21 protein-coding genes are annotated in these 21294 nt (G+C 69.0%); 4 read left to right on the plus strand and 17 right to left on the minus strand.

Going from position 1 to position 21294, the window contains the following annotated elements; translation table 11 throughout:
- Window positions 1-32 precede the first annotated feature (32 nt).
- A complete protein-coding gene (gene pknB, locus IU452_RS16815; protein WP_324192669.1) occupies window positions 33-2024 on the plus strand; it encodes a Stk1 family PASTA domain-containing Ser/Thr kinase in 1992 nt (663 codons plus the stop codon).
- On the opposite strand, the gene IU452_RS16820 is transcribed toward pknB, so the two are convergent.
- The 3 genes from IU452_RS16820 to IU452_RS16830 form a co-directional block, all read right to left on the minus strand.
- Window positions 2021-2362 carry a hypothetical protein gene (locus IU452_RS16820; protein WP_228817953.1) on the minus strand — a complete coding sequence of 114 codons (342 nt, stop codon included), beginning with the start codon at window positions 2360-2362 and terminating at the stop codon, window positions 2021-2023. The genes pknB and IU452_RS16820 overlap by 4 nt on opposite strands.
- A 134-nt stretch (window positions 2363-2496) precedes the next feature.
- Window positions 2497-2796: a hypothetical protein gene (locus tag IU452_RS16825; protein WP_195109994.1), complete on the minus strand. Its 300-nt coding sequence runs from the start codon at window positions 2794-2796 to the stop codon at window positions 2497-2499.
- 10 nt (window positions 2797-2806) lie between these two features.
- Window positions 2807-4192 (minus strand): class II 3-deoxy-7-phosphoheptulonate synthase, encoded by a 1386-nt coding sequence (locus IU452_RS16830; protein ID WP_195109995.1) that lies wholly within the window; start codon window positions 4190-4192, stop codon window positions 2807-2809.
- 139 nt (window positions 4193-4331) lie between these two features.
- On the opposite strand from IU452_RS16830, the gene IU452_RS16835 reads away from it, so the two are divergent.
- Window positions 4332-4829, plus strand: a complete 498-nt coding sequence (locus tag IU452_RS16835) for a polyadenylate-specific 3'-exoribonuclease AS (protein WP_195109996.1) — start codon at window positions 4332-4334, stop codon at window positions 4827-4829.
- A gap of 95 nt (window positions 4830-4924) precedes the next feature.
- Here the strand turns inward: IU452_RS16835 and IU452_RS16840 are convergent, their stop codons facing one another.
- From IU452_RS16840 to IU452_RS16885, 10 genes are all read right to left on the minus strand, one after another.
- Window positions 4925-5650: a lysophospholipid acyltransferase family protein gene (locus tag IU452_RS16840; protein ID WP_195109997.1), complete on the minus strand. Its 726-nt coding sequence runs from the start codon at window positions 5648-5650 to the stop codon at window positions 4925-4927.
- A 131-nt stretch (window positions 5651-5781) separates the two neighbouring features.
- Window positions 5782-6909, minus strand: a complete 1128-nt coding sequence (locus IU452_RS16845; protein ID WP_195109998.1) for an ROK family protein — start codon at window positions 6907-6909, stop codon at window positions 5782-5784.
- Entirely contained in the window at window positions 6906-7574 is a 669-nt protein-coding gene (locus IU452_RS38180) for a hypothetical protein (RefSeq protein WP_228817957.1), read from the minus strand. Before IU452_RS38180 ends, IU452_RS16845 begins: the two co-directional genes overlap by 4 nt.
- Entirely contained in the window at window positions 7571-8857 is a 1287-nt protein-coding gene (locus IU452_RS16855) for an ArsA family ATPase (protein WP_324192670.1), read from the minus strand. The genes IU452_RS38180 and IU452_RS16855 overlap by 4 nt, the downstream gene beginning before the upstream one ends.
- Before the next feature lie 8 nt (window positions 8858-8865).
- Window positions 8866-9303 carry an SRPBCC family protein gene (locus tag IU452_RS16860; protein ID WP_195109999.1) on the minus strand — a complete coding sequence of 146 codons (438 nt, stop codon included), beginning with the start codon at window positions 9301-9303 and terminating at the stop codon, window positions 8866-8868.
- A 61-nt stretch (window positions 9304-9364) separates the two neighbouring features.
- Entirely contained in the window at window positions 9365-9763 is a 399-nt protein-coding gene (locus tag IU452_RS16865) for a polyketide cyclase / dehydrase and lipid transport (protein ID WP_195110000.1), read from the minus strand.
- A gap of 37 nt (window positions 9764-9800) precedes the next feature.
- Entirely contained in the window at window positions 9801-10964 is a 1164-nt protein-coding gene (locus IU452_RS16870) for a glycosyltransferase family 4 protein (RefSeq protein ID WP_195110001.1), read from the minus strand.
- A 119-nt stretch (window positions 10965-11083) separates the two neighbouring features.
- On the minus strand, window positions 11084-12091 hold the full coding sequence (locus IU452_RS16875; RefSeq protein ID WP_195110002.1) for a hypothetical protein: 1008 nt from the start codon (window positions 12089-12091) through the stop codon (window positions 11084-11086).
- A 16-nt stretch (window positions 12092-12107) separates the two neighbouring features.
- Window positions 12108-13127, minus strand: coding sequence for an NlpC/P60 family protein (locus IU452_RS16880; RefSeq protein WP_324192671.1), 1020 nt, complete (start codon window positions 13125-13127; stop codon window positions 12108-12110).
- Between the two features lie 209 nt (window positions 13128-13336).
- Window positions 13337-13951, minus strand: coding sequence for a C40 family peptidase (locus IU452_RS16885; RefSeq protein WP_195110003.1), 615 nt, complete (start codon window positions 13949-13951; stop codon window positions 13337-13339).
- A 552-nt stretch (window positions 13952-14503) separates the two neighbouring features.
- On the opposite strand from IU452_RS16885, the gene IU452_RS16890 reads away from it, so the two are divergent.
- A complete protein-coding gene (locus IU452_RS16890; RefSeq protein ID WP_195110004.1) occupies window positions 14504-16267 on the plus strand; it encodes a DEDD exonuclease domain-containing protein in 1764 nt (587 codons plus the stop codon).
- Between the two features lie 92 nt (window positions 16268-16359).
- Window positions 16360-16635: an Lrp/AsnC family transcriptional regulator gene (locus tag IU452_RS16895; protein WP_195110005.1), complete on the plus strand. Its 276-nt coding sequence runs from the start codon at window positions 16360-16362 to the stop codon at window positions 16633-16635.
- 90 nt (window positions 16636-16725) lie between these two features.
- Here IU452_RS16895 and IU452_RS16900 read toward each other — a convergent pair whose 3' ends face one another.
- From IU452_RS16900 to IU452_RS16915, 4 genes are all read right to left on the minus strand, one after another.
- A complete protein-coding gene (locus IU452_RS16900; RefSeq protein ID WP_195110006.1) occupies window positions 16726-18348 on the minus strand; it encodes a cytochrome b in 1623 nt (540 codons plus the stop codon).
- Complete coding sequence (locus tag IU452_RS16905; RefSeq protein WP_228818137.1) at window positions 18345-19484, minus strand: ubiquinol-cytochrome c reductase iron-sulfur subunit; 1140 nt, start codon at window positions 19482-19484, stop codon at window positions 18345-18347. Before IU452_RS16905 ends, IU452_RS16900 begins: the two co-directional genes overlap by 4 nt.
- Window positions 19485-19504: 20 nt before the next feature.
- Window positions 19505-20386 (minus strand): cytochrome c, encoded by an 882-nt coding sequence (locus IU452_RS16910; protein ID WP_195110008.1) that lies wholly within the window; start codon window positions 20384-20386, stop codon window positions 19505-19507.
- A gap of 72 nt (window positions 20387-20458) precedes the next feature.
- The gene (locus IU452_RS16915) at window positions 20459-21070 is read right to left on the minus strand and encodes a cytochrome c oxidase subunit 3 (RefSeq protein WP_195110009.1); all 612 of its coding nucleotides are present in this window, start codon (window positions 21068-21070) and stop codon (window positions 20459-20461) included.
- Window positions 21071-21294: the final 224 nt, after the last annotated feature.

Genomic DNA, 21294 nt, shown 5'->3' on the forward strand with positions numbered 1-21294 from the left:
TTGTCGCAGCCGAAGCGAGAGGTGAGAGCTTTGTGAAAGTCGGAGGACATCAGTTGATCGGCCAGATGCTGGACGGGCGCTACCGCATCGATGCGCCGATTGCGCGGGGTGGTATGTCGATGGTGTTCCGGGGGGTGGACACCCGCCTGGACCGGCCGGTGGCGATCAAGGTGATGGATCCGAAGTTCGCCGGGGATCCGCAGTTTCTGAACCGGTTCGAATTCGAGGCCCGGTCGGTGGCCAAGCTCAAGCATCCGTCGCTGGTCGCGGTGTACGACCAGGGCATCGACGGCGAGTACCCGTTCCTGATCATGGAGCTGGTGGAGGGCGGCACGCTGCGCGAACTGCTGCGCGAGCGCGGGCCGATGCCCCCGCACGCGGTGCGCGCGGTCGCCGAACCGGTGCTGGAGGCGATCGGGGTGGCGCACCGGGCCGGGCTGATCCATCGCGACATCAAACCGGAGAACGTGCTGATCTCCGATGCCGGCGAGGTGAAGATCGCCGACTTCGGCCTGGTGCGCGCGGTGGCCGGATCCAATATGACCTCGGCCAGCGTGATCCTCGGCACCGCCCACTACCTGTCACCGGAACAGGTCACCGACGGCAGCGCCGACGCCCGCAGCGACGTGTACTCCTTCGGCGTCCTGATCTTCGAGATGCTCACCGGCCGAACCCCGTTCACCGGCGACAACTCGCTGTCGATCGCCTACCAGCGAGTCGAGAAGGACGTGCCGAGCCCGAGCCGGTTCATCGCCGGGGTGCCGCCGGAATTCGACGAACTGGTCGCCCACGCCACCGCCCGCGAACCCGCCCACCGGTTCGCCGACGCCGACGAGATGGCCGCCGATCTCCGCCGCATCGCCGCCGACCTGCGACTACCGGTGTACCGGGTGCCCGCGCCGAAGGAGTCGGCCGAACATCTCTCGGCCCGCTACCGGGTCGGGCCCACCCCGGCGCCCCGCGTCGCCCCCGTCGCCGTACCCGATGCGACCACCCGCCTGGCGGCCGAACCGCCCCAGCAAGCGGCGCCGCATCCCACCCGGGTGATGACCGCGACCCAGCCGCGTTCGGAAGCCAACGGGCACACCGCAGTCGCCCCGCCGCCCGCACCACCGCACCGCCCGGGCTACGGGACCGACCGCGGCCGTTCCCGGCGGCGAGTGCTGATCTGGGTGGGGATCGTGGTGGCGCTGGCGCTGCTGCTCGGCGCGGGCGGCTGGTGGCTCGGCGTGGAGCGGTATTCGGCGGTACCGCCGATCGGCGGGATGGATACGGGCCGCGCCACCACGGCCCTGCGCGACGCCGGATTCGAGACGACGGTCCGCAACCGGGCCTCCGACATCATCCCGGTCGGAGGCGTCGTCGGCACCGATCCGCCCGCGGGCACCCGCGTCGTCAAGGGCTCGACGGTGGCGATCCTGGTGTCCAGCGGCAAACCACAGGTGCCGCAGTTCCACCCCGGCCAGGATGTGAAGGCCGTCCAACAGCTCATCCGCGACGCCGGGCTCCAACCGGTGGACGGCGGCGAAGTGGCCGACACCTCGCCCAAAGGCAGTGTGGCCAGGCTGGATCCGCAGCCGGGCACGGTGCTACCCGAGGGCGCGTCGGTGAAGGTGTTCCGCAGCAAGGGATCCCAGCCGACGAAGGTGCCCGACGTGCGCGGCAAAACGGTCGACGAGGCCCGCGCGGCGCTGGAGAAAAAGGGATTCACGGTCAGCGACACCAGGACCCAGTTCGATCCGAAGATCAAGTCCGGTCAGGTGATCGGCACCGATCCCGCCGCCGACTCCAGCGCCCTGTCCGGCCAAGCGGTCGCGCTGATCGTCTCCGACGCGGTCCACGTCCCCGACGTCACGGGTATGACCGCCGCCTCCGCCCGCGCCCAACTGGAGGGCATGGGCTTGAAGGTCGTATTGAATCAGGTCTTCAGCAACGATCGCGGCACCGTCCGGGTGCAGACCCCGTTCGCCGGGTCGGCGGTGGAGCCCGGGTCCACCGTCACGCTGACGGTGCTGCCGTTCTAGAGCAACAACCCCACGCTCGCGCCGCCGAGCAGTTCGCTCTCGCTGATTCCCAGCCGCGTCGACACCAGGTCCAGAGCCTGCTGCAGGACCGCGCTGGCGCTGCCCCCGACGACCTGCGACTGCTCCACCCGGCCGGCGCCGCGCAGCACCCGCACCCGGCAGCGCCAGGCGATGCCCGCCAGGTCGACCTCGGGTCGTTCGATCACCACCGACACCGGCACCCCGTCCAGGGTGAACTCGTGCTGCGCCAGGGCGGTCGTCCGCCGCTCCGGCCGCAGACTGGCTCCGATTCCGCCGGAGCCCAGTCGCAATTCCTCGGCTACCGCTACCCTTTTCATCAGGCCTCCCACGACAGATCCCGCATAGAGCCCGATCGCTGAGCAATCGGACAGACCCGAAACTACGCCAGGGAACTCAAGTCAGCAACACTTTGGCTAACTTTTAACCTCGATGACATCCCCCGGTGGCGGAATCAGGCGACGGCGAGTAGGGGTGTCCCGGTTTCGGGATCGTTGATCGCGACCACCGCGGCGGTGGTGAACACGTCCACCGGCGCACCGCCGACCGCCGGGCTGATATTCGTGGTCACCTGCGCGGATACCGCCGACGGGTCGTAGCCCCAGGAGATGTTGAAGATGAGCAGGCGGCTGCCGTCGCGCAGCACGACCTCCGACGGCACCCCGTCACGGTCGCGATCGCGCAGCAGCCGCAGAATGGTCCGGTCCGCCGGGTCGACCCGGCGGAGACCGTCCTCGCGGAAGACGACGTTCACTGCCGGACCGTCACCGCAGCATCTCGGCGACCAGGAACGCCAGCTCCAGCGATTGCTGGGTGTTCAGGCGCGGGTCGCAGGCCGTCTCGTAGCGGTCCTCGAGGTCCAGGTCGGAGATGTCCTGGGCGCCGCCGAGGCATTCGGTGACGTTCTCGCCGGTCAGCTCGATGTGCAGGCCGCCCGGGTGGGTGCCCAGCGCATGGTGCACCTCGAAGAAACCCTGCACCTCGTCGACGATGCGGTCGAAGTGGCGGGTCTTGTAGCCGGTGGAGGATTCGTGGGTGTTGCCGTGCATCGGATCGCACTGCCAGATCACCTGATGGCCGGTGGCCTGCACCTTCTCGATGATCGGCGGCAGCGCATCGCGGACCCGGTTGTTGCCCATCCGCGACACCAGGGTCAACCGGCCCGGCTCGTTGTTGGGATCCAGCCGCTCGACGTATTCCACCGCCTGCTCCGGCGTGGTGGACGGGCCGATCTTCAGCCCGATCGGGTTGGCCAGCAGTTCGGCGAAGGCGATGTGGGCGCCGTCGAGCTGGCGGGTGCGCTCGCCGATCCACAGGAAATGCGCCGACAGGTCGTAGAGCACCGGATCCCCGGCGGCGTTCTCGGCCAGGCGCAGCATCGCCCGCTCGTAGTCGAGGACCAGCGCCTCGTGGCTGCAGTAGATCTTGGCGGCCTGCAGGCTCGGATCCTGGACGCGGCAGGCGGTCATGAACGCCAGCGCGCGGTCGATGTCCTCGGCCATCTGCTCGTAGCGGGCACCGGCCGGGGACTGGGCGACGAAATCGCGGTTCCAGTCGTGCACCTTGTGCAGATCGGCCATGCCCGCGCCGGTGAGCGCGCGCACCAGGTTCATCGCGGCGCTGGCGTTGGCGTAGGCGCGCACCAGCCGCGACGGATCGTGTTCGCGCAGGGCGGCGTCGGCCACCAGCGAGTTGACCATATCGCCGCGGTAGGACCGCAGGCCCAGCGAATCCAGGTCGGCCGAGCGGGGTTTGGCGTACTGTCCGGCGATGCGGGCCACCTTCACCACCGGCAGGCTGGCGCCGTAGGTGAGCACGACCGCCATCTGCAGCAGGGTGCGGATGTTGCCGCGGATATGCGGTTCGGTGTTGTCGGCGAAGGTTTCCGCGCAGTCCCCGCCCTGCATCAGGAATGCCTCGCCCCGCGCGACCTCGGCCAGCCGCTGCCGCAGCTCCTCCACCTCCGCGGGCACGCAGATCGGCGGCACGCTCTCCAGCACGGTGCGCATCTTGGCGGCCAGGTCCGGATCCCAGGACGGCTGCTGCAGGGCGGGACGGGCCAGGGCATCGTCGAGACGCCGACGCAGCTCGGCGGGCAACGGAGGCAGTTCCGGCAAGCGATCGATCGGTACGTCGACGGTCCAGTTCACCAGATCAGAATAGAGACCGTAGTGCATGGTGTGGTAACCCGGAGGTGAGGGGGCGGTGCTCGGGAGTGGCCCGGTGTGTCCGTAGTCTCGAACCGACCGCCGGAACCGGCACCGCCGCACGAGGAGCAGACCGATCGCGTTGAAATACTTTTACGACTGCGAGTTCATCGAGGACGGCAGGGTCATCGACCTGGTCTCGATCGGCGTGGTCTGCGAGGACGGGCGCGAGTATTACGCGGTCTCAACCGAATTCGATCCGGACCGGGCCGGGCCCTGGGTGCGGCGCAATGTGCTGCCCAAACTTCCCGCCCCGGCCTCGCCGCTGTGGCGCAGCCGCGAGCAGATCCGCGACGAGCTCTACCGGTTCCTGGTGCCGCGGGCGAGCGTGGAGCCGCAGCTGTGGGCCTGGGTCGGGGCCTACGACCATGTGGCGCTGTGCCAGCTGTGGGGGTCGATGGTGGATCTGCCCACCGCCCTGCCCCGCTACACCAACGAGCTGCGCCAGTACTGGGAGATGTTCGGCCGCCCCCCGCTGCCGCCGGTTCCCGCCGACGCACACGACGCGCTCGCCGACGCCCGCCACAACCTCGCGAAGTACGAGGCGATCGAGGCATACCGCCGCCGCCAGGCGTCCTAGCCCCACCAGCCGCACCCCTTACCGACACACGCACCCCCTTCAGGGCTTGAAGGGGGTGCGTGTGTGAATAAGTGGTGCGGCTGGTGGCGGGGCCGTCAGGAGGCGATGGTCTCCGGGATGCGGTCGGCGTCGGGGCGGGTGTCGGAGGGGGCGGCCTTCTTGAGGCTGGCGGCGTAGACGTCCACGTATTCCTGGCCGGACATCCGCATCAGCTCGTACATGATCTCGTCGGTGACGGCGCGCTCGACGAAGCGGTTACCGCCCATGCCCTCGTAGCGCGAGAAGTCGATGGGGGCGCCGAACTTCACGGTCACCTTGCGGCGGCGCCAGCGGAACGGACCGGGCGGGCACACCTCGTCGGTCCCGATCAGCGCCACCGGAATCACCGGGACGCCGGTCTCCAGCGCGAGGCGCGCCACGCCGGTTTTGCCCTTGTACAGTCGGCCGTCCGGCGAGCGGGTGCCCTCCGGGTAGAGGCCCACCAGGCGGCCCTCCTCCAGCAGCTTGCGCGCGGTGTTCAGCGCACTTTCCGCGGCGTCGGCGCCACTGCGGTCGATCGGGTACTGCCCGGCGCCGGAGAAGAACCACTTCTGCAACCGGCCCTTCAGGCCCGGGGTGGTGAAGTACTCGGCCTTGGCCAGATAGGTGATCCTGCGCGGGCTCATCAGGGGGGTGAACAGCCAGTCGGTGAACGACAGGTGATTCCCGGCGAGGATGGCTGGGCCGTGGGTCGGGATATTCTCCACGCCTTCGGCCTTGGGCCGGTTGTAGAGGTGCATGAACGGTCCCGGAAACACGAACTTCAGCAGCCAGTAGAACATCGCGTCCTTTCCCCTGTAAGCCTTCGGGACCGGCCTCGTCGCAGGCACCAATCGTCGGTGCCGACTCTACCGTCGGTATCGAGTTGTGACCAAGCCCGCACGCGGATTTCACACCGGCTCGGACCACACTGTCACCGCCGGGCGCCCGCCTTGCCGTCCGGGCTCGCGGCGCGTTCGGCCGACGCGCCGGATCCGCCGCCCTTCGCGCCCTTGGCCGACCGGTCCGCGGCATTGGTCCGGCGGCCCGTCCCGGCCTTCGTCGCAACCCCCGCGCCCGCAGCGCGTTTGGGTGTCAGCGCGGCACGGGCCAGCTCCGCCGCCCCGATCATGCCGGCGGCCTCCCCCAGCTGAGTGGTGCGGATGCGGGCCAGCGGCCGGTGCCGCGCCCCGGTGATGGAGGCCGCGTAGTGATCGCGGGCGTCGTCGAGAAACAGTGGCGCCGACGAACTCACACCACCGGCGATCACGATCAGATCCGGATCGAAGATATCGCTGACGAAGGCCAGGCCGAGCCCCAGCCAGCGCGCGAAATCGGCCATCACCCGCAGCGCCACCGGATCACCGTCCTGCGCGGCACCGGCCACCCGCCGACCGGTCAGCGAGCCCGGATCGCGAAACACCTCGCGCGCCAGGATCGTCGAGCGCACCGGATCGGTGGCCAGCATCTCGATGGCGGTCTCCACCAGAGCCGTTCCGCTGCAATAGCGTTCCCAGCAGCCGCGCTTGCCGCACGGGCAGGCCCGGCCGTGCGGGACCACCTGCAGGTGCCCCAATTCGGGTGCCACGCCGTAACTTCCGCGATACAGCTCGCCGCCCACCAGCAGCGCGGCGCCGATGCCGGTGCCGATCGCCACCAGCACGCCGTTGTGCGCCCCGGCGGCCGCGCCGAACCGGTACTCCGCCCACATCGCGGCGTTGGCGTCGTGCTCGAGGATGACCGGCAGCCCGAGCCGCTCGCCGAGCCGATGCGCGACAGGTGTGTCCTCCCACGGCAGATGCGGGGCGAACCGCACCGAGGAGCGGGTCTCGTCGACGAATCCGGCCACGGCCAGCCCGACCGCACCGATGGTGTGGCGGGAGCACAGCTCGCGCACGGCCCGCTCGAGTCCGTCCTCGAGCGCCTGCTCCGCGTGCGGGGTCGGGGCCTGCACGGTGTCGAGCACCTCACCGGCGCCGTCGACCACCGAGGCGCGGATATTGGTGCCGCCGATATCGATTCCGACGGTGAGGGGCATCTCTCGCCCGATCCGTGTCGTCATGCCTTGATGTGCACCGGGATCGGCATGTAGCCGGACCGCCTGCCGGCGCGCGGGCGGACACCGGATGCGGAATCGCCCGTGCCGCCACGCGAATCGCGGCCCGTGGAGGCGTTGGAGAGACGCTCGGCCACGGCGCCGAACAATGCCGTTCCGAACGACGGCCGGCCGCCGGGGTCCCGATCGTCGGCGTGGCGACCTGCGGCGGTGGTACCGGAGGAAGTCGTGGGTGCGGTTTCGGACACTCGCCCCATCGTGCCATCGGGCCCGGCGGGCGGATCACCCGCCTCGGCCGTACCGCCCCCAGGCGGGCTCGCCGGGCCCGAATCCCCGTGCGGGGCAGAGTCGTCCTGCTCGAGATCCGGCGGGACGACCGGTTCCACCGGCACCCCCGCCAGGGCCTCGCGCAGCACGGTCACGATGGCGATGCCGTGGTCGGCGACGGCGGCCGCCACATCGTGGTGTTCGCCGCGTACCAGCGCGGCCGCCGCGCACACCGGGCACCAGCTGCAGCTGTCCCATTCGGTCCGGCCGTCGGCCGCGGCCCGGCGCAGGACCGGTTCCACCCGTTCGAGCACCGCCTCGGCCAGCAGCCGCAGTTCCTCGGCCAATTCGGCGAAATGATCGTCGCGGGTGTGCCCGGCGGCGCCGCGCTCGCTGTCGGTCATTGCGGCCACACCTCGGGATCGGGACGAAAACGCACCACGAGCTGATCCCCGACGAGTTCGGCGCCCTCGACCGTGCATCGCCGCAATACCGGCGCCAGGCGCAGCCGACGCCGGACCCCGTCCGCTCCCACGATCAAATCGTCCTCCACTCGTCCCAGTCGCAGCGTCGCCGGGTCGACCACGGGCAGTTGCATCCGCAGCGCGAACACCGAGTGCAGGCCCGCACCCGATTCCAGACGCACACTCGGCGCACCGGCGCGGGCGGGCCCGGTATCCGCTTCGTCGCCAAGCATAGGGTCTGGATCTGGTACTACCCGGTTCCCGCGCGAATCCACCGACTGCGACAGCGCGGTCAGCGCGGGGAGCCCGACCGGCTCCGGACCGCTGTGATGGGCGACGGTCACCGGCACGTCGGGCAGGCGGCGGCGCAGTTCGGCAATCACGTCGAGCTGTTCGGCCCGCCGGTCGAGATACCACCGCACGGCCGGGTGGGCGGACTGGTCGGCGGGCGGGACCGGCGGCAGCACCTTGTTCACCACCACCTCGTCCAGGCGCAGGCCCAGCAGCGCGGCGGCCGAGCGCACCCGCGCGGATTCGGCCAGCGCCACCCGTTCGGGTCCGGTGATCAGGCGGGCCCCGGTGCGGCGGTGGTCGGCCAGCAGATCCCGGACCGCGGTCACCGCCGCCGCGATCCGCTCGACGGTCGTGGCCAGCACGGCGCGACGCAGGTCCGCCCCGGTGGCACTGAGTACGCGGGCATGCGCGGGCCACATCCGATCCAGATAGCCCAGCAGTGTCTCGGGGGCGGTGACGATGCGCAACATATCCGCCGAGGGCGGGCAGTCGACGACGATGACATCCCAGTCGTCCTCGTCGGCATAGTCGGCGATCTCGGTGAGCATCAGCAACTCCTGCACGCCGGGCAGGCCGGTGAGCTCGGCCGGATCCATGGCCGCCAGATCGATGCCGTGGTCGTGACCCGCCCCGGCCAGCATCCGAACCACCTCGCGGAACCGATCCTCCAGCAGGGCAAGGGAATCGATCTCGGTCACGTCCAGCCCGGGCGCGACCGTGCGCACCCCGGCCACCGTGCCCGGATCGTGCGGGAACCGGAAACCGAGAGCGTCACCGAGCGAATGGGCCTGATCCATCGAGGCGATCAGCACCCGCTCTCCGGCGCGGACGTGTGCCATGGCCGTCGCGCAGGCCAGCGTCGTCTTGCCCACCCCGCCCTTGCCGATGAACAGCTCCAGACGCGTCCCCGCCGCGCGCCCCGACGACACGGAAGTGGTCAGCCTTCGACCCGTTTCTTGAGTTCCTTCAGCGCCGTATCGGTGATCACCTTCTCGGCCTTGCGTTTGAACATGCCGATCATCGGGATCGTCAGATCCACGGTCAGCTCGTAGATCACCTGGGTGGTGCCGTCGGGCTGGTCGATCAGCTCGTAGGTGCCGTCCTGGGCCCGCTGCAGATCACCGCTGACCAGCTGCCAGGTCACGGCCTTACCGTCGGGACGCCAGGTGTAGGACAGCACGTAGCTGTCCTTGACGACGCCCGCGTCGAGCACGAAGCGCGCGGTGCGGGCGCGGCCGTCGGGGAATTTGTCGAGCACCTCCACCGACCGGGCCGCCGACACCCACTCCGGGTACGACTCCAGGTCGGCGATGACGGCCATCACCCGATCCGATGGGGCGTCGATGATGATCGACCTCTGGGTCCGGTCGGCCATGACTGACAGCGTTTCCTTTCCGGCTACGGGAGAATGGTTTCCGGCATGCTCGCGGCCGGAATCAGGAGACCGAGGGCACCGGCGCCGGGGGGACACCGGCCGCGCGGCCGGCCTCCAAACGGGCCTTGACCTCGAACGACATCTTCTTACCGGCCACCCGCCGGGCCCGATTGACCGCCATCAGCTCCCGCATCGACAGTGTGGCCGCGCCCTGCGGTTCGGCGTGCAGGAAGTAGTGCAGGATCACCCCGTCCAGGCAGGGTTCCAGCCACACCTCCATCGTGCCGGTCAGCGCCCCACGCACGACCCAGCGAATCCCCTTGTCGCCCCGATCTTCCCGCACCTCGAGCGTCAGATCCGGCCACCACCGCCGCCACCGCCCACGGTCGGCAAGCACCTCCGCAACCCGCGCCCCCGGCGCAGCGACAAAGGTCTGATCAGCCACCTGCACAGAACTCATGACTCCGCCTCACTCATGACTCCCTCATGCGGCGAGCCTACATCGACCCGCCCGTCCTGCTGGATCGTGCGGTGCCGTCGAGCAGTTCGCGCAGGCGGGCGCCGAGGACATCCCAGCGCCAGTGTTCGCTCACCCAGTCGCGGCCGGCGGCGCCCATTCGGGTGGCGGCGTCGGGGTCGGACAGGATGGTGACGATGGCGTCGGTGAGCTGGCGGTAGTTGCGGCCGTCGACCACGGTGCCGGTGCGGCCCTCCTGGACCGTTTCCGGGGCACCGCCGGAGTTGCCCGCCACCACCGGCACGCCGGTCGCCGAGGCCTCCAGGAACACGATGCCCAGGCCCTCCACGTCCAGTCCGGCGCCGCGGGTGCGGCACGGCATGGCGAATACGTCGGCGATGGTGTGGTGTGCGGCCAGTTCGGCGGCGGGCACCCGGCCGGTGAAGACCACGTCGTCGCCGACGCCGAGGGCGGTGGCCAGCGCGCGCAGCTTGTCCTCGTAGGGCCCGCTTCCGGCGATCACCAGCACCGCGCCGTCGATCCGCTCCTTGATCTCGCGCATGGCAATGATCAGCATGTCCTGACCCTTGCGCGGGACCAGCCGCGACAGGCACAGAATGGTGGGCCGCTCCCCCAGGCCGTAGCGGGCGCGCAGTTCGGCCCGCGCCGCCGGATCCGGCCGGAACACCTCGGTATCGACGCCGGGCGGCAGATACTCGAGCCCCGCCTGCGGGCCGAACGCGGCCGAGAACCGCCGCCGCGTGTATTTGCTGACGTAGGTGATCGCATCGGTGTGATTGCCGATCACTCGCAGCGCCTGCCGGGCCGCCGGCAGCATCGACCAGCCGACCTCGTGACCGTGTGTGCTCGCGACGATGCGCTGGGCCCCCGCGCGACGCAGTAGCGGCGACAGCAGCGCCAGCGGGGCCGCGGCCCCGAACCAGACGGTGTCGCAGCGCTCGTCGCGCAGCAGCTTCGCCGCCCGCCGCAGCACCAGCGGTGTCGGCAGCATGAGCGTCGTCGGATGCCGCACCACCTGAAACGGCTGGTCGGCATCGAATTTCAGATGACTTTCCCCTCGCCATCGCGGCGCGTACACCACCAGCTCGTCCGCCGGCAGCTGCATGGCCAGCGAATGCAGATACGACTGGATCCCACCGGGACGCGGCGGAAAGTCGTTGGTAACCAGCAGGGTGCGCGCCATGGGGCGAGTCTATTGCCGCGTCCGCCGCCGCGGCCCGCCGGGCCCACGGGGTATGAAACCGTTTGGGCCACAAGGCCAGCGGGGCGGCACAGCCGTGTGGGACGGTGCGCGGATTCGGCTCAGGAGGTGCGGGATTTGATCCAGTCGCGCCAGCGGGAGACGAAATCGGCGTGGCCGATGCCGAGGGTGTCCTGCAGGACGTCGTCGAGGGCGGCGGAATCCTTCGGGCCGGTGGCGAGGTGGCGGTAGAGGTCGACCAGTTCGGTTTCGCCGAACTGGGCGGCGGTGAAGGCGTTGGCGGCCCATGCCTGTTCGTAGGCGAGGGCGGCATTGTTGCCGGGCGTGGGCGCGAACGCCGCGTCCGACGGCAGGTCGGCGGGCAACTCACCGCTGCGGGCGCGGGCGGTGACCGTCGGTGCCAGCTGCTCGAAACTGCGCTGTTCGCCACGGTGCGCGCAGAATTCGGCGAAGCCCTCCAGCACCCACTGCGGCGAACCGTCCACCGTCCGCGCCCGCGCGGCCACATGGGTCAGCTCGTGCCGCAGCGTTTCGCGCAGCCCATCGGCGCCGAGCCGGCGACCCGCATCGGCCGCGAACACGACCCGCTGACCGGTCGGCCGGGCGCCGGGCAGGAAGGGGTCGGAGACCGACGCCGCGGCCACCTCGCTCGACACCGTATGCGTGGCGTGGGTGAGGGCGGCGAATTCGGCCGGGCCGGAGGCAACCGCGATTACGGCCGCGCGAGACCAGTCCGGTCCCCACACCGAGGTCACCGCCTCGACCGCCGGGCCGATCTCGCGGGCCAGGGTGTCGACCTCCGCGCGCTGGTAGGGGTGCCCGAACACCACCGACAGGCGGCCGTCCTCGGCCGACACCTGTTGGGTGACAACGGGACCGTAGGACTCCATCACACGGCGCACCTCGGCCAGCTGCGGGTCGGCCGGAACGAGCGGTGCCGCGAACTGCGCGGCGGCGGGCTCCGGGCGCATTTTGGGCAGCGCCGACTTCGGTAGCAGCACGAGGGCTCCGGTGATCGCGGTCAACGCGACCACCGTTGCGACGGTGGCGACGAATTCGAACCGTCGTCGCGCCGCCAGCCAGGTACGGACCCGCAGCAACGCAGTCATCCTCACCTCGGTGTGGTTACGGCATCCCGATCCAATAGCGCCGCGCGGAATGGTACGGAGTCGAGCCCATCGGAGCCACCTGGACCGGAACACCGAAGGTCGAGGCGTGCAGCATCAGGCCGTTGCCCGCGTAGATACCCACGTGCGAGACATCCGAATAGAAGAACACCACATCGCCGGGCTGCAAATGGTTCTTGTCGACCGGCGTGCCGACATTGGCCTGCGCCTGACTGGTTCGCGGCAGGTTGATGCCGACCTGGTGGAACGCCCACTGCACCAGGCCCGAACAGTCGAACTGATCGGGACCGGTCGCGCCCCACACGTACGGATCGCCGACCCGGGTGAGTCCGGCGGCGAGAGCACTGGTTCCGCTGCCGGGCACCAGCCCGCGCAGCAGGGCGTCGCGATCGAAGCCGGGCGGGAACAGCGTCCCGGCCAGAGAAGCCTTGTCACCCGCCGACATCGAGCCCCACGCCTGGATCGTCTGGGCGATCGACCCCTGCAGATCGGCGCGCTTGCGTTCCAGATCGGCGCGGACCTCGTCGGCCTTCTTCGAGGCCGCCTCGGCCGCCTCGGCGGCGGTGTGGGCCGCGGTCTGCGCCGCGGTGGCCGCATCGGTCGCCTTCTGGAACTGAGCCAGCTGATCCTGGGTCTGGGTGGTCATCACGTCCAGCGTGGACATCTGGTCCAGCAGCTGCTGTGGGGAATCGCTGACCAGCACCGAGAACAGGCGGTTGGTGCGGGCGCCCTGATAGGCGGCGATCGCGGTGCGATCGATGACCGGCTGATACTTGTGGATCTCCGCCTCGGCGGCCGTGACGGCCTCGTTGGCGGTGGCGAGTTTCGCCTCGGCGTCGCGGGCGACGGCCTGCTTGGCGTCGAGATCGGCCTGTGCGGCCAGGGCCTGCTGGTTGAGCTGTTCGGACTGATGCGACAGATCGATCAGCCGCTGCACGGCATCGCTGGCGCTGGCCGGCGCGGCGGCCGGATCGGCCGCGGCCCCGCCGGGGAGGCTCCCGAAGATCAGTGCTCCCACGGCCAGCGAGCCGCCTACCAGGCGTCTGGTTCTGTTGTTGCGACGCTGCCCTGTCACTGCCTGCCGTGCCCCGTTTCTGTGCTCACACGAAGGTCTCGATCAGGTTACGGAACGGCGACCGTCTATGTCCAGCAGGCCACAGAATGATCACGGTCGCCCGTCCCGTATGCCCGGATTCCGACCGAAGGTGTGCCGGAATCGCCGGAATCTCAGTAGCGGCGGGCGCCCGCGACCGGCATCGAGGAGATCGGCGCGACGGAGACGGGCTGGCCGTAGGTGGAGGCGTGCACGACATTGCCGTCGCCGACGTACAGGCCGGAGTGGCTGCCGCCGTAGAACGACACCACGTCGCCGGGCTGCAGGTCGTCCATCGACACCGGGGCGCCGGCGGACAGCTGCTCGTAGCTGGTGCGCGGCAGCTCCATGCCGGCCTGCTCGTAGGACCACTTCACCAGGCCGGAGCAGTCGAAGGCATTCGGACCGGCGGCGCCGTACGAGTAGGGCGCGCCGACCTTGCTCATCGCGGCATCGACCGCGCGCTGGCCGACGGTCTCCTGCGGGGCCAGGCCCGGACCCGGGATGTTCACGCCCGGAATCTCGAAGCCCGGGGGAAGGATGTTGGCCGGGATGGCACCCGGCGGGATCTGAGCCAGGATCTGATCCGGCACGTCGACGGTCCCGACGCCCGGAACGGTGACCGGCGCCGCCGAGGCGGGCGCGGCGGGCAGCAGCAAAGCGCTGAGGGTGGCAGCTCCAACGGCTCCGGCCGCAACGGCCCGGTGGGCGTTGCGAGGCAGCCCCAAGACCTGTCGCTTGATCGCCATGATGCGGTACTCCTCATCTGCCCCACGACGCCGCACCCGGTGGTGCGTCGGACTCCGTGAGGTCTCGAAAAGGTTACGGGGGCATAACGGCGCGTTGTAAAGCCGCAGACATGCCAAAACAGGGTTCCCAAGAATTTCCACCCCTGCCTTCTGCGAGATAAATCACACCAATCACGAAACAATAACGCAGGCCCGCGACCTGCGGGTTTCCGTCAAGCTACCGGCCGGTCAGAACGGTCTGGCGAGAATCGGTTTCACGCCGGGCAGACTGGGGAATCACCACGTCGGCAAGAGCCTTTCGTGTCAAACGCGACCGATCAGTTTCCCTCTTGTTAACGATCACGGGCTCGTCGGCGGGCATGCCCCGGGCACCGCTACGCCACCTTCGGGTCGACTCGCCGGATTGATAGCAGAACCGAATTGCTGTGACCCTGGTCTCATTCAGGTGTAGACAGCCCCTTCGCACCCTCTCCGACAAATCGCCCGAAGCGTCATACCGGACATTCTTCGCGCCACGACGACTTGTCGTACCCCCGCTCTACGCTGCACGCCGTGCCCGAGACCGCGCCGCGTCCGGCCCAGCTGGCCTTCGACGATCTTGATACGCCGCTGTATGCCACCACATTCGTCGTGGTCGACCTGGAAACCACGGGCACCAGCCCGGAGGGTGATGCGATCACCGAGATCGGGGCGGTGAAGGTGTGCGGGGGCGAGGTATTGGGCGAATTCGCCACCCTGGTCGATCCGGGTTGTCCGATCCCGCCGCAGGTCGTTCAGGTCACCGGCATCACGACGGCGATGGTGCGCGATGCCCCGCGGATCGAGGCGGTGCTGCCGGGCTTTCTCGAATTCGCCTCCGGCGCAGTGCTCGTCGCCCACAATGCGCGCTTCGATATGGGCTTCCTGAAGGCCGCCGCCGCCCGCTGCGCGATCGCTTGGCCCGCCTTCCAGGTGCTCTGCACCGTGCAGTTGGCCCGGCGCATCCTGGCCCGTGACGAGACGCCGACGGTCCGATTGTCCGCGCTGGCACGGCTGTTGGGAGCACGGACGATGCCGACCCACCGCGCCCTCGACGATGCCCGCGCCACCGTCGATGTCCTGCATGCGCTGATCGAACGGGTCGGGAACCAGGGCGTGCACAGCCTGACCGAACTGGTCGACTATCTGCCGGAGGTGAGCAGGCGCCAGCGGTCCAAACGCTTTCTCGCCGCCGATCTCCCGACCGGTCCAGGGGTGTATCTGTTCCGGGGGCCCTCGGAGGAAGTCCTCTATATAGGGACCGCGGTGAATCTGCGCCGCCGCGTGCGCAACTACTTCACCGGTTCCGAGACCCGCACGCGCATGCGGGAAATGGTGGCGCTGGCCACCCGGGTCGACCATGTGGCGTGTGCGCACGGGCTCGAGGCCGGGGTGCGGGAGCTGCGCCTGCTGGTCGCGCACACGCCGCCGTACAACCGACGCTCGAAGTTTCCCAAACGGGCCTGGTGGATCACGCTCACCGAGGAACCGTTCCCCCGCTTCGCGATCGTCCGCACCCCGAATCGGGATGCGCTGGGTCCGTTCGGCTCCCGCGCCGAGGCCACCGAGGTCGCCGCCACCCTCGCCGAATACTGCGGACTGCGCACCTGCACCACACGCATTCCCCGGCACGGCAGCCACGGCGCCGACTGCCCGCCCGCGGCGGTCGGCGGCTGCCCGGCCGGTGCCTCCGGACGGCACCTGGATTCGACCGAGTACTCCCCCGCGCCGCGAGCGGTGCGCGACCTGTTCACCGGCCTCGGCGACGCACCCCTGCGAGCCATGCGCGACCGGGTCCAAAATCACGCCACCGCAGAGAACTTCGAGGCCGCCGCCCGCCTACGCGACCGATTCGCCGCGGTCGTGCGGGCATTGCGCCGCACCCAGCGCCTCTCGGCACTGACCCGCATCGCCGAACTGATCGCCGCCCGACCCGATGGCACCGGCGGCTGGGAATTCGCCGTCATCCGCTACGGCCGCCTGGCCGCCGCGGGCACCGCCACCCGCGGCATCGCCCCCATGCCGGTCGTGGAGAGCCTCGTCGCCTCCGCCGAAACCGTCGTGCCGACCCGCCTCGCCACCGCGTGCGACGAGCCGTACCCTCCCCTGCGCGGCGCCCCACCCGAGGAAACGGCCCTGATCGTCCGCTGGCTCGACCAACCGGGCACCCGCATCGTCCGCACCACCGCCGGCTACTGCGAGCCCCGCCTCGGCGCGGGCCCCTGGCTGTCCTGGCTAGAGCGCGCCGAATCCGCCGCCCGCGCCGCCTCCCTGACCCACGCCGACCCGCTGAAATGACCCCGGGCTGCCCTAGCTCACGGCGACGGCGACCACAACGGTTCGCGGAGCCGACGCCAAAAACACAGCGCCGAAAACATAGACTCGGCGGCATGATTACCGCGATCGTGTTGATCCACGCCGAAGCCGCCCGTATCGCCGAGACCGCGCAGGCGCTGGCCGATCTCGAGGGTGTGACCGAGGTGTATTCGTGCGCGGGCGACGTCGACCTCATCGCGGTCGTGCGGGTTCGCAATCACGAGCAGATCGCCGAGGTGGTGACCGGCCGGATCAACAAGACCCAAGGCGTGCTGCGCACCGACACTCACATCGCGTTCAAGTCGTACTCGCGCGCCGAAGTGGAGGCCGGGTTCTCCATCGGCGAATAGTCGGCCCCATGGCCTGCGCAGAACCCTTGTTGCCTGAGCGCAGCGAAGGCCCCGAGTCGCATGCGACTCGGGGCCTTCGTGGTTCTGCCGTCAGTGGCTGTGCTTACCGCCACTGGTGCGGTCCTGGTATTCGGCCAGTACCGCCAGTTGCTTGCGCTCCTGCTCGTGCTCGTACTCGACGAGCGCCTCGGCCTGCTGTGCCGGATCCGGCCGCAGCAGCGAACCCAGGCCCGGCTTGCCGGCCGAACCGAGCTTGTTCATCTTCTTCGGCACCGGGGCGCCCTGGTACTCCAGCGGAATCGGGTGGCCGTGCTCGTCGACCGGGCCCAGCGGCTGGTGCACCTCGATGTACTCACCGTGCGGCAGCCGCTTGATCACGCCGGTCTCGATGCCGTGCTCGAGCACCGCGCGGTCGCTGCGCTGCAGACCCAGGCACATCCGGTAGGCCACGAAGTAGGCCAGCGGCGGAGCGACCAGCAGCGCGATCCGGAAGAACCAGGTCGTCGCGTTCAGCGAGACATCGAACTTCAGCGAGATGATGTCGTTGACGCAGGCCAGGGTCAGCACCAGATAGAAGGCGATGGCCATGGCACCGATCGAGGTGCGCACCGGGACGTCACGCGGCCGCTGCAGCAGGTTGTGGTGCGCGTCGTCGCCGGTCAGCTTCTTCTCGATCCACGGGTAGGCGATCAGCACCGTGAACACCAGCCCCATGATCAGCGCCACCCAGAACGGCCCGGGCACGGTGTAGCGGCCCAGGTACAGCTCCCACGGCGGCATCAGACGCGCCATACCGTCGGTCCACATCATGTAGAAGTCCGGCTGCGACCCCGCCGACACCTGAGAGGGGTTGTAGGGGCCCAGGTTCCAGATCGGATTGATCTGCAGGACACCACCCATGATGGCGACGATGCCCAGCGTGAACATGAAGAACGCACCCTGATCGGCGGCGAACACCGGCACGATGCGGGCGCCCACCACGTTCTTCTCGGTGCGGCCGGGACCGGGGAACTGCGTGTGCTTCTGGTACCAGACCAGCGCCACGTGCGCGGCGACCAGGGCCAGCATGATGCCCGGGAACAGCAGCACGTGCGCGATGAACAACCGCGGAATGATGATGGTGCCCGGGAAGTCACCGCCGAAGATCAGCCAGTGCATCCAGGTGCCGATCACCGGGATACCCATGGTGATACCGCCGAACGCCGCGCGCAGACCGGTACCCGAGAGCAGATCGTCGGGCAGCGAGTAGCCGAAGAAGCCCTCGAACATCGCCAGGATCAGCAGCAGCGAACCGATCACCCAGTTCGCCTCGCGCGGCTTGCGGAACGCGCCGGTGAAGAAGATGCGGAACAGGTGGATGATGATCGACGCCGCGAACAGCAGTGCCGCCCAGTGGTGCACCTGGCGCACGAACAGACCGCCGCGCACCTCGAAGGAGATGTTCAGCGCGGTCTCGTAGGCCCGCGACATGGTGACGCCGCGCAGCGGCTGATATGCGCCGTTGTACACGACCTCGCTCATCGACGGATCGAAGAACAGGGTCAGGTACACACCCGACAGGATCAGGATGATGAAGGCGTACAGCGCGATCTCGCCGAGCAGGAACGACCAGTGGGTCGGAAAGACCTTGTTGATCGACCGCTTGACGAACGCCGCCATGTGGTAGCGCTCATCCATTTCATTGGCCTGTGCGGCCGCTTTGCTAGGACTCATGAACGACGCTCCCAGTAAGCCGGGCCGAGCGGCTCGATGAAGTCGCCGTTGGCGACCAGGTAGCCCTCGGTGTTGACGGTGATGGGCAGCTGCGGCAGCGCACGAGCGGCGGGACCGAAGACCGGCTTACCCCACTCGGTCGCCGAGAACTGCGACTGGTGGCACGGGCACAGGATCCGGTTGGTCTGCTGCTCGTACAGCGAGGTCGGGCAGCCCAGGTGGGTGCAGATCTTCGAGTAGGCGAAGTAGTCGCCGTAGTTGAAGCTCTCCTGGCCCTTGCGCTTGATCGCCTTCTGCGCGTCCTCGGTGCGCAGGCGGATCAGCATGACGGCGTTGCGGATACCGCGCAGCGACTCGAGGGTCTCGTGCTCGTTACCGCGCCACTCTTCCTTCCACGGGAAGACGGTCTCCATGCCACCGGCGTCCAGATCCTCCGGACGCACCAGCACGATGTCCTCCGGGCGGCCGGTGTCCTTGCGCAGGTAGATGGTCTGGCCCGGGTAGTCCGGGGTCCAGCCCGACACCCACAGCTCCGACTTGTCGCCCTTGGCCCACGGGTTCTTGACCAGACCACCGACGAACATGAACAGCGCGCCGATACCCAGCGCGCCGACGCCCAGCCCCGCGGTGCGGGTGATCAGCTTGCGGCGGCCCAGCGTGGAGGTGTCCAGCGCGTCGGTCAGCTCGGCGACCAGCGTGCGGCGGTTGACCTCGTCGGAGGGGCCGTCGTGGCGATCCTGGATCGAGATCTCGGCCGGGATGAACTTCTTGCGGATGAGCACCGCGGCGATGCCGATGGCCAGCACCGCGATACCCAGCAGCAGACCGTAGAGCGGGGTGGTCAGCGAGTAGATGCCCGCGCCGTCCTCGCCCTCGCCCTTGTAGTGCCAGGGCCAGAACAGGAACACACCGATCAGTGCGATACCCGACAGCGCCGAGATGGCGAACCACAGCGCCACCTGCCGCTCGGCCCGCTTCTCCGCGCGGGTGCCCGGAACCGGCCAGCGCGGCGCGCGGTAGGCGACGTCGACGCCGTCGAGTTCGGTGCCGAGCTTGACCAGATCGTCGCGCGACATGGCGTCGAGCTGGTCGTCGGTCGGGTTCAGATTTCCGTGGGGGTCTTCGGGCCGACCCATGTCCTTGGGCTCCTGTTCACTCATGAGCGAGATCCAATCCACATCGCCGCTCCGACCAGGACCACGATCCCGACCACCCAGATGGCCAGGCCCTCGGTCGCGGGACCGAAGCCGCCGAGGCCGTAACCGCCCTCCGGATGCGACTCGGTCCGGTTCTTGACGTAGGCGACGATGTCGCGCTTCTCCTCCGGGGTCAGCTGCCGGTCGGAGAACTTCGGCATGTTCTGCGGGCCGGTCAGCATCGCGGTGTAGATCTGCTGTTCGCTCGCGGGGACCAGCGGCGGGGCGAACTTACCCGACGACAGGGCGCCACCGCGACCGGTGAAGTTGTGACACGACGCGCAGTTCATGCGGAACAGCTCGCCACCGCGGGCGATGTCGGCGTTCTTGGTCAGCGACTCTTCGGCGATCTTGCCGTCCGGATCGCGCACGACCGTGGGGCCACCGCCGTTGGCCGCGACATAGGCGCCCAGGGCGTCGGTCATGCGCTCGTCGAACTTCGGCGGCTTGCGCTGGATCTGCGCGCCGTTGGCGGCGGCGGGCATGCGGCCGGTGGAGACCTGGAAGTAGACGGCGGCCTCACCGACGCCGATGAGGCTCGGGCCGCGATCGGGCACACCCTGCAGGTTGGCACCGTGGCAGGTGATGCAGGAGGTGTCGTAGATCTGCTTACCCTCGCGGATCAGGGCGCTCTGATCCTCGTTCGCCGTCGCGACCTGCGCACGCGGGGTCAGCGCCGACGCCGCGAAGCCGGCTCCGACGAGGCCCATCAGAAGAACCAGGCCGCCCGCCAGCTTGCGGCGCATCCGGCGCTGCTTGCGAGTCTTGGTGGCCTGGTCGTTCTTCGCGCTGCCGACCCCGGGGCTGATGGGATCTGGCGCTGACGGGGGAGATGAACTCATCTGTGTCCCTTTGGAGTAGACGGAACCGACTGATGCTGAAGCTGGTGTGCTCTTCGAAGCGTGGCTGCCCGTTTACCGGACGAAGTAGATCGTGGCGAACAGCCCGATCCACACGATGTCGACGAAGTGCCAGTAGTAGGAGACGACGATCGCCGCCGTGGCCTGCGCCGGGGTGAACTTGCTGACCGTGGTGCGGACGAGCAGGAAGATGAAGGCGATCAGACCACCGATGACGTGCAGACCGTGGAAGCCGGTGGTGATGAAGAACACCGAGCCGTAGACGCTGCTCGAGATCGTGGTGCCCTCGTTGTAGAGGTTGTAGTACTCGTACCCCTGGCCGAGCACGAAGAACAGGCCCATCAGGAAGGTGATCACATACCAGCGCCGCAGGCCGAAGACGTCGCCCTTCTCCGCCGCGAACACGCCCATCTGGCAGGTGAACGAGGACAGGATGAGCACCGTGGTGACCGGCACGGCGAGATACATGTTCAGCTCGGTCGGTTCCGGCGGCCAGTTGCCGTGCGCCTGCGCGCGCGCGACGAAGTACATGGCGAACAGGCCGGCGAAGAACATCAGCTCGCTCGACAGCCAGATGATGGTTCCGACGCTGACCATGTTGGGCCGGTTCAGCGAGTGCACACGCTGAGTAATGGCCGATCCTGGGGTCCCTACTGCGGTCGTCACGCCGGTAAGTATGACTCGTCGTAGTACGACAGGCGTACCCGGGTGGGATTCTTCATGGTCCGTGTCGGAAACCGCACGGCGAGACGGGGTCTCACCGGCGGCCCGGCGTGTCATGCAAATGCGCAGCTCGGGCCGGTTCCGCGGGTCCGGACGGAGGTGTTTTCTACTGTTGAAGTCGGATGGGTGAGGCTCCCGGTTCCCGGGAAACGGAAAAATTTCGAAAG

This window comes from Nocardia transvalensis (assembly GCF_015477765.1).
In the GTDB taxonomy this organism is placed as follows: Bacteria; Actinomycetota; Actinomycetes; order Mycobacteriales; family Mycobacteriaceae; genus Nocardia; species Nocardia transvalensis_A.

Bases quoted from the DNA above. Each gene is read 5' to 3' on its own strand.
- IU452_RS38180 (WP_228817957.1), bottom strand. From the start codon at position 7,574: ATGACCGACAGCGAGCGCGGCGCCGCCGGGCACACCCGCGACGATCAT.
- IU452_RS16900 (WP_195110006.1), bottom strand. From the start codon at position 18,348: ATGAGTCCTAGCAAAGCGGCCGCACAGGCCAATGAAATGGATGAGCGC.
- IU452_RS16820 (WP_228817953.1), bottom strand. From the start codon at position 2,362: ATGAAAAGGGTAGCGGTAGCCGAGGAATTGCGACTGGGCTCCGGCGGA.
- IU452_RS16895 (WP_195110005.1), top strand. From the start codon at position 16,360: ATGATTACCGCGATCGTGTTGATCCACGCCGAAGCCGCCCGTATCGCC.
- IU452_RS16885 (WP_195110003.1), bottom strand. From the start codon at position 13,951: ATGGCGATCAAGCGACAGGTCTTGGGGCTGCCTCGCAACGCCCACCGG.
- IU452_RS16865 (WP_195110000.1), bottom strand. From the start codon at position 9,763: ATGAGTTCTGTGCAGGTGGCTGATCAGACCTTTGTCGCTGCGCCGGGG.
- IU452_RS16905 (WP_228818137.1), bottom strand. From the start codon at position 19,484: ATGGGTCGGCCCGAAGACCCCCACGGAAATCTGAACCCGACCGACGAC.
- IU452_RS16860 (WP_195109999.1), bottom strand. From the start codon at position 9,303: ATGGCCGACCGGACCCAGAGGTCGATCATCATCGACGCCCCATCGGAT.
- IU452_RS16875 (WP_195110002.1), bottom strand. From the start codon at position 12,091: ATGACTGCGTTGCTGCGGGTCCGTACCTGGCTGGCGGCGCGACGACGG.
- IU452_RS16840 (WP_195109997.1), bottom strand. From the start codon at position 5,650: ATGTTCTACTGGCTGCTGAAGTTCGTGTTTCCGGGACCGTTCATGCAC.
- IU452_RS16870 (WP_195110001.1), bottom strand. From the start codon at position 10,964: ATGGCGCGCACCCTGCTGGTTACCAACGACTTTCCGCCGCGTCCCGGT.
- IU452_RS16845 (WP_195109998.1), bottom strand. From the start codon at position 6,909: ATGACGACACGGATCGGGCGAGAGATGCCCCTCACCGTCGGAATCGAT.
- IU452_RS16910 (WP_195110008.1), bottom strand. From the start codon at position 20,386: ATGAGTTCATCTCCCCCGTCAGCGCCAGATCCCATCAGCCCCGGGGTC.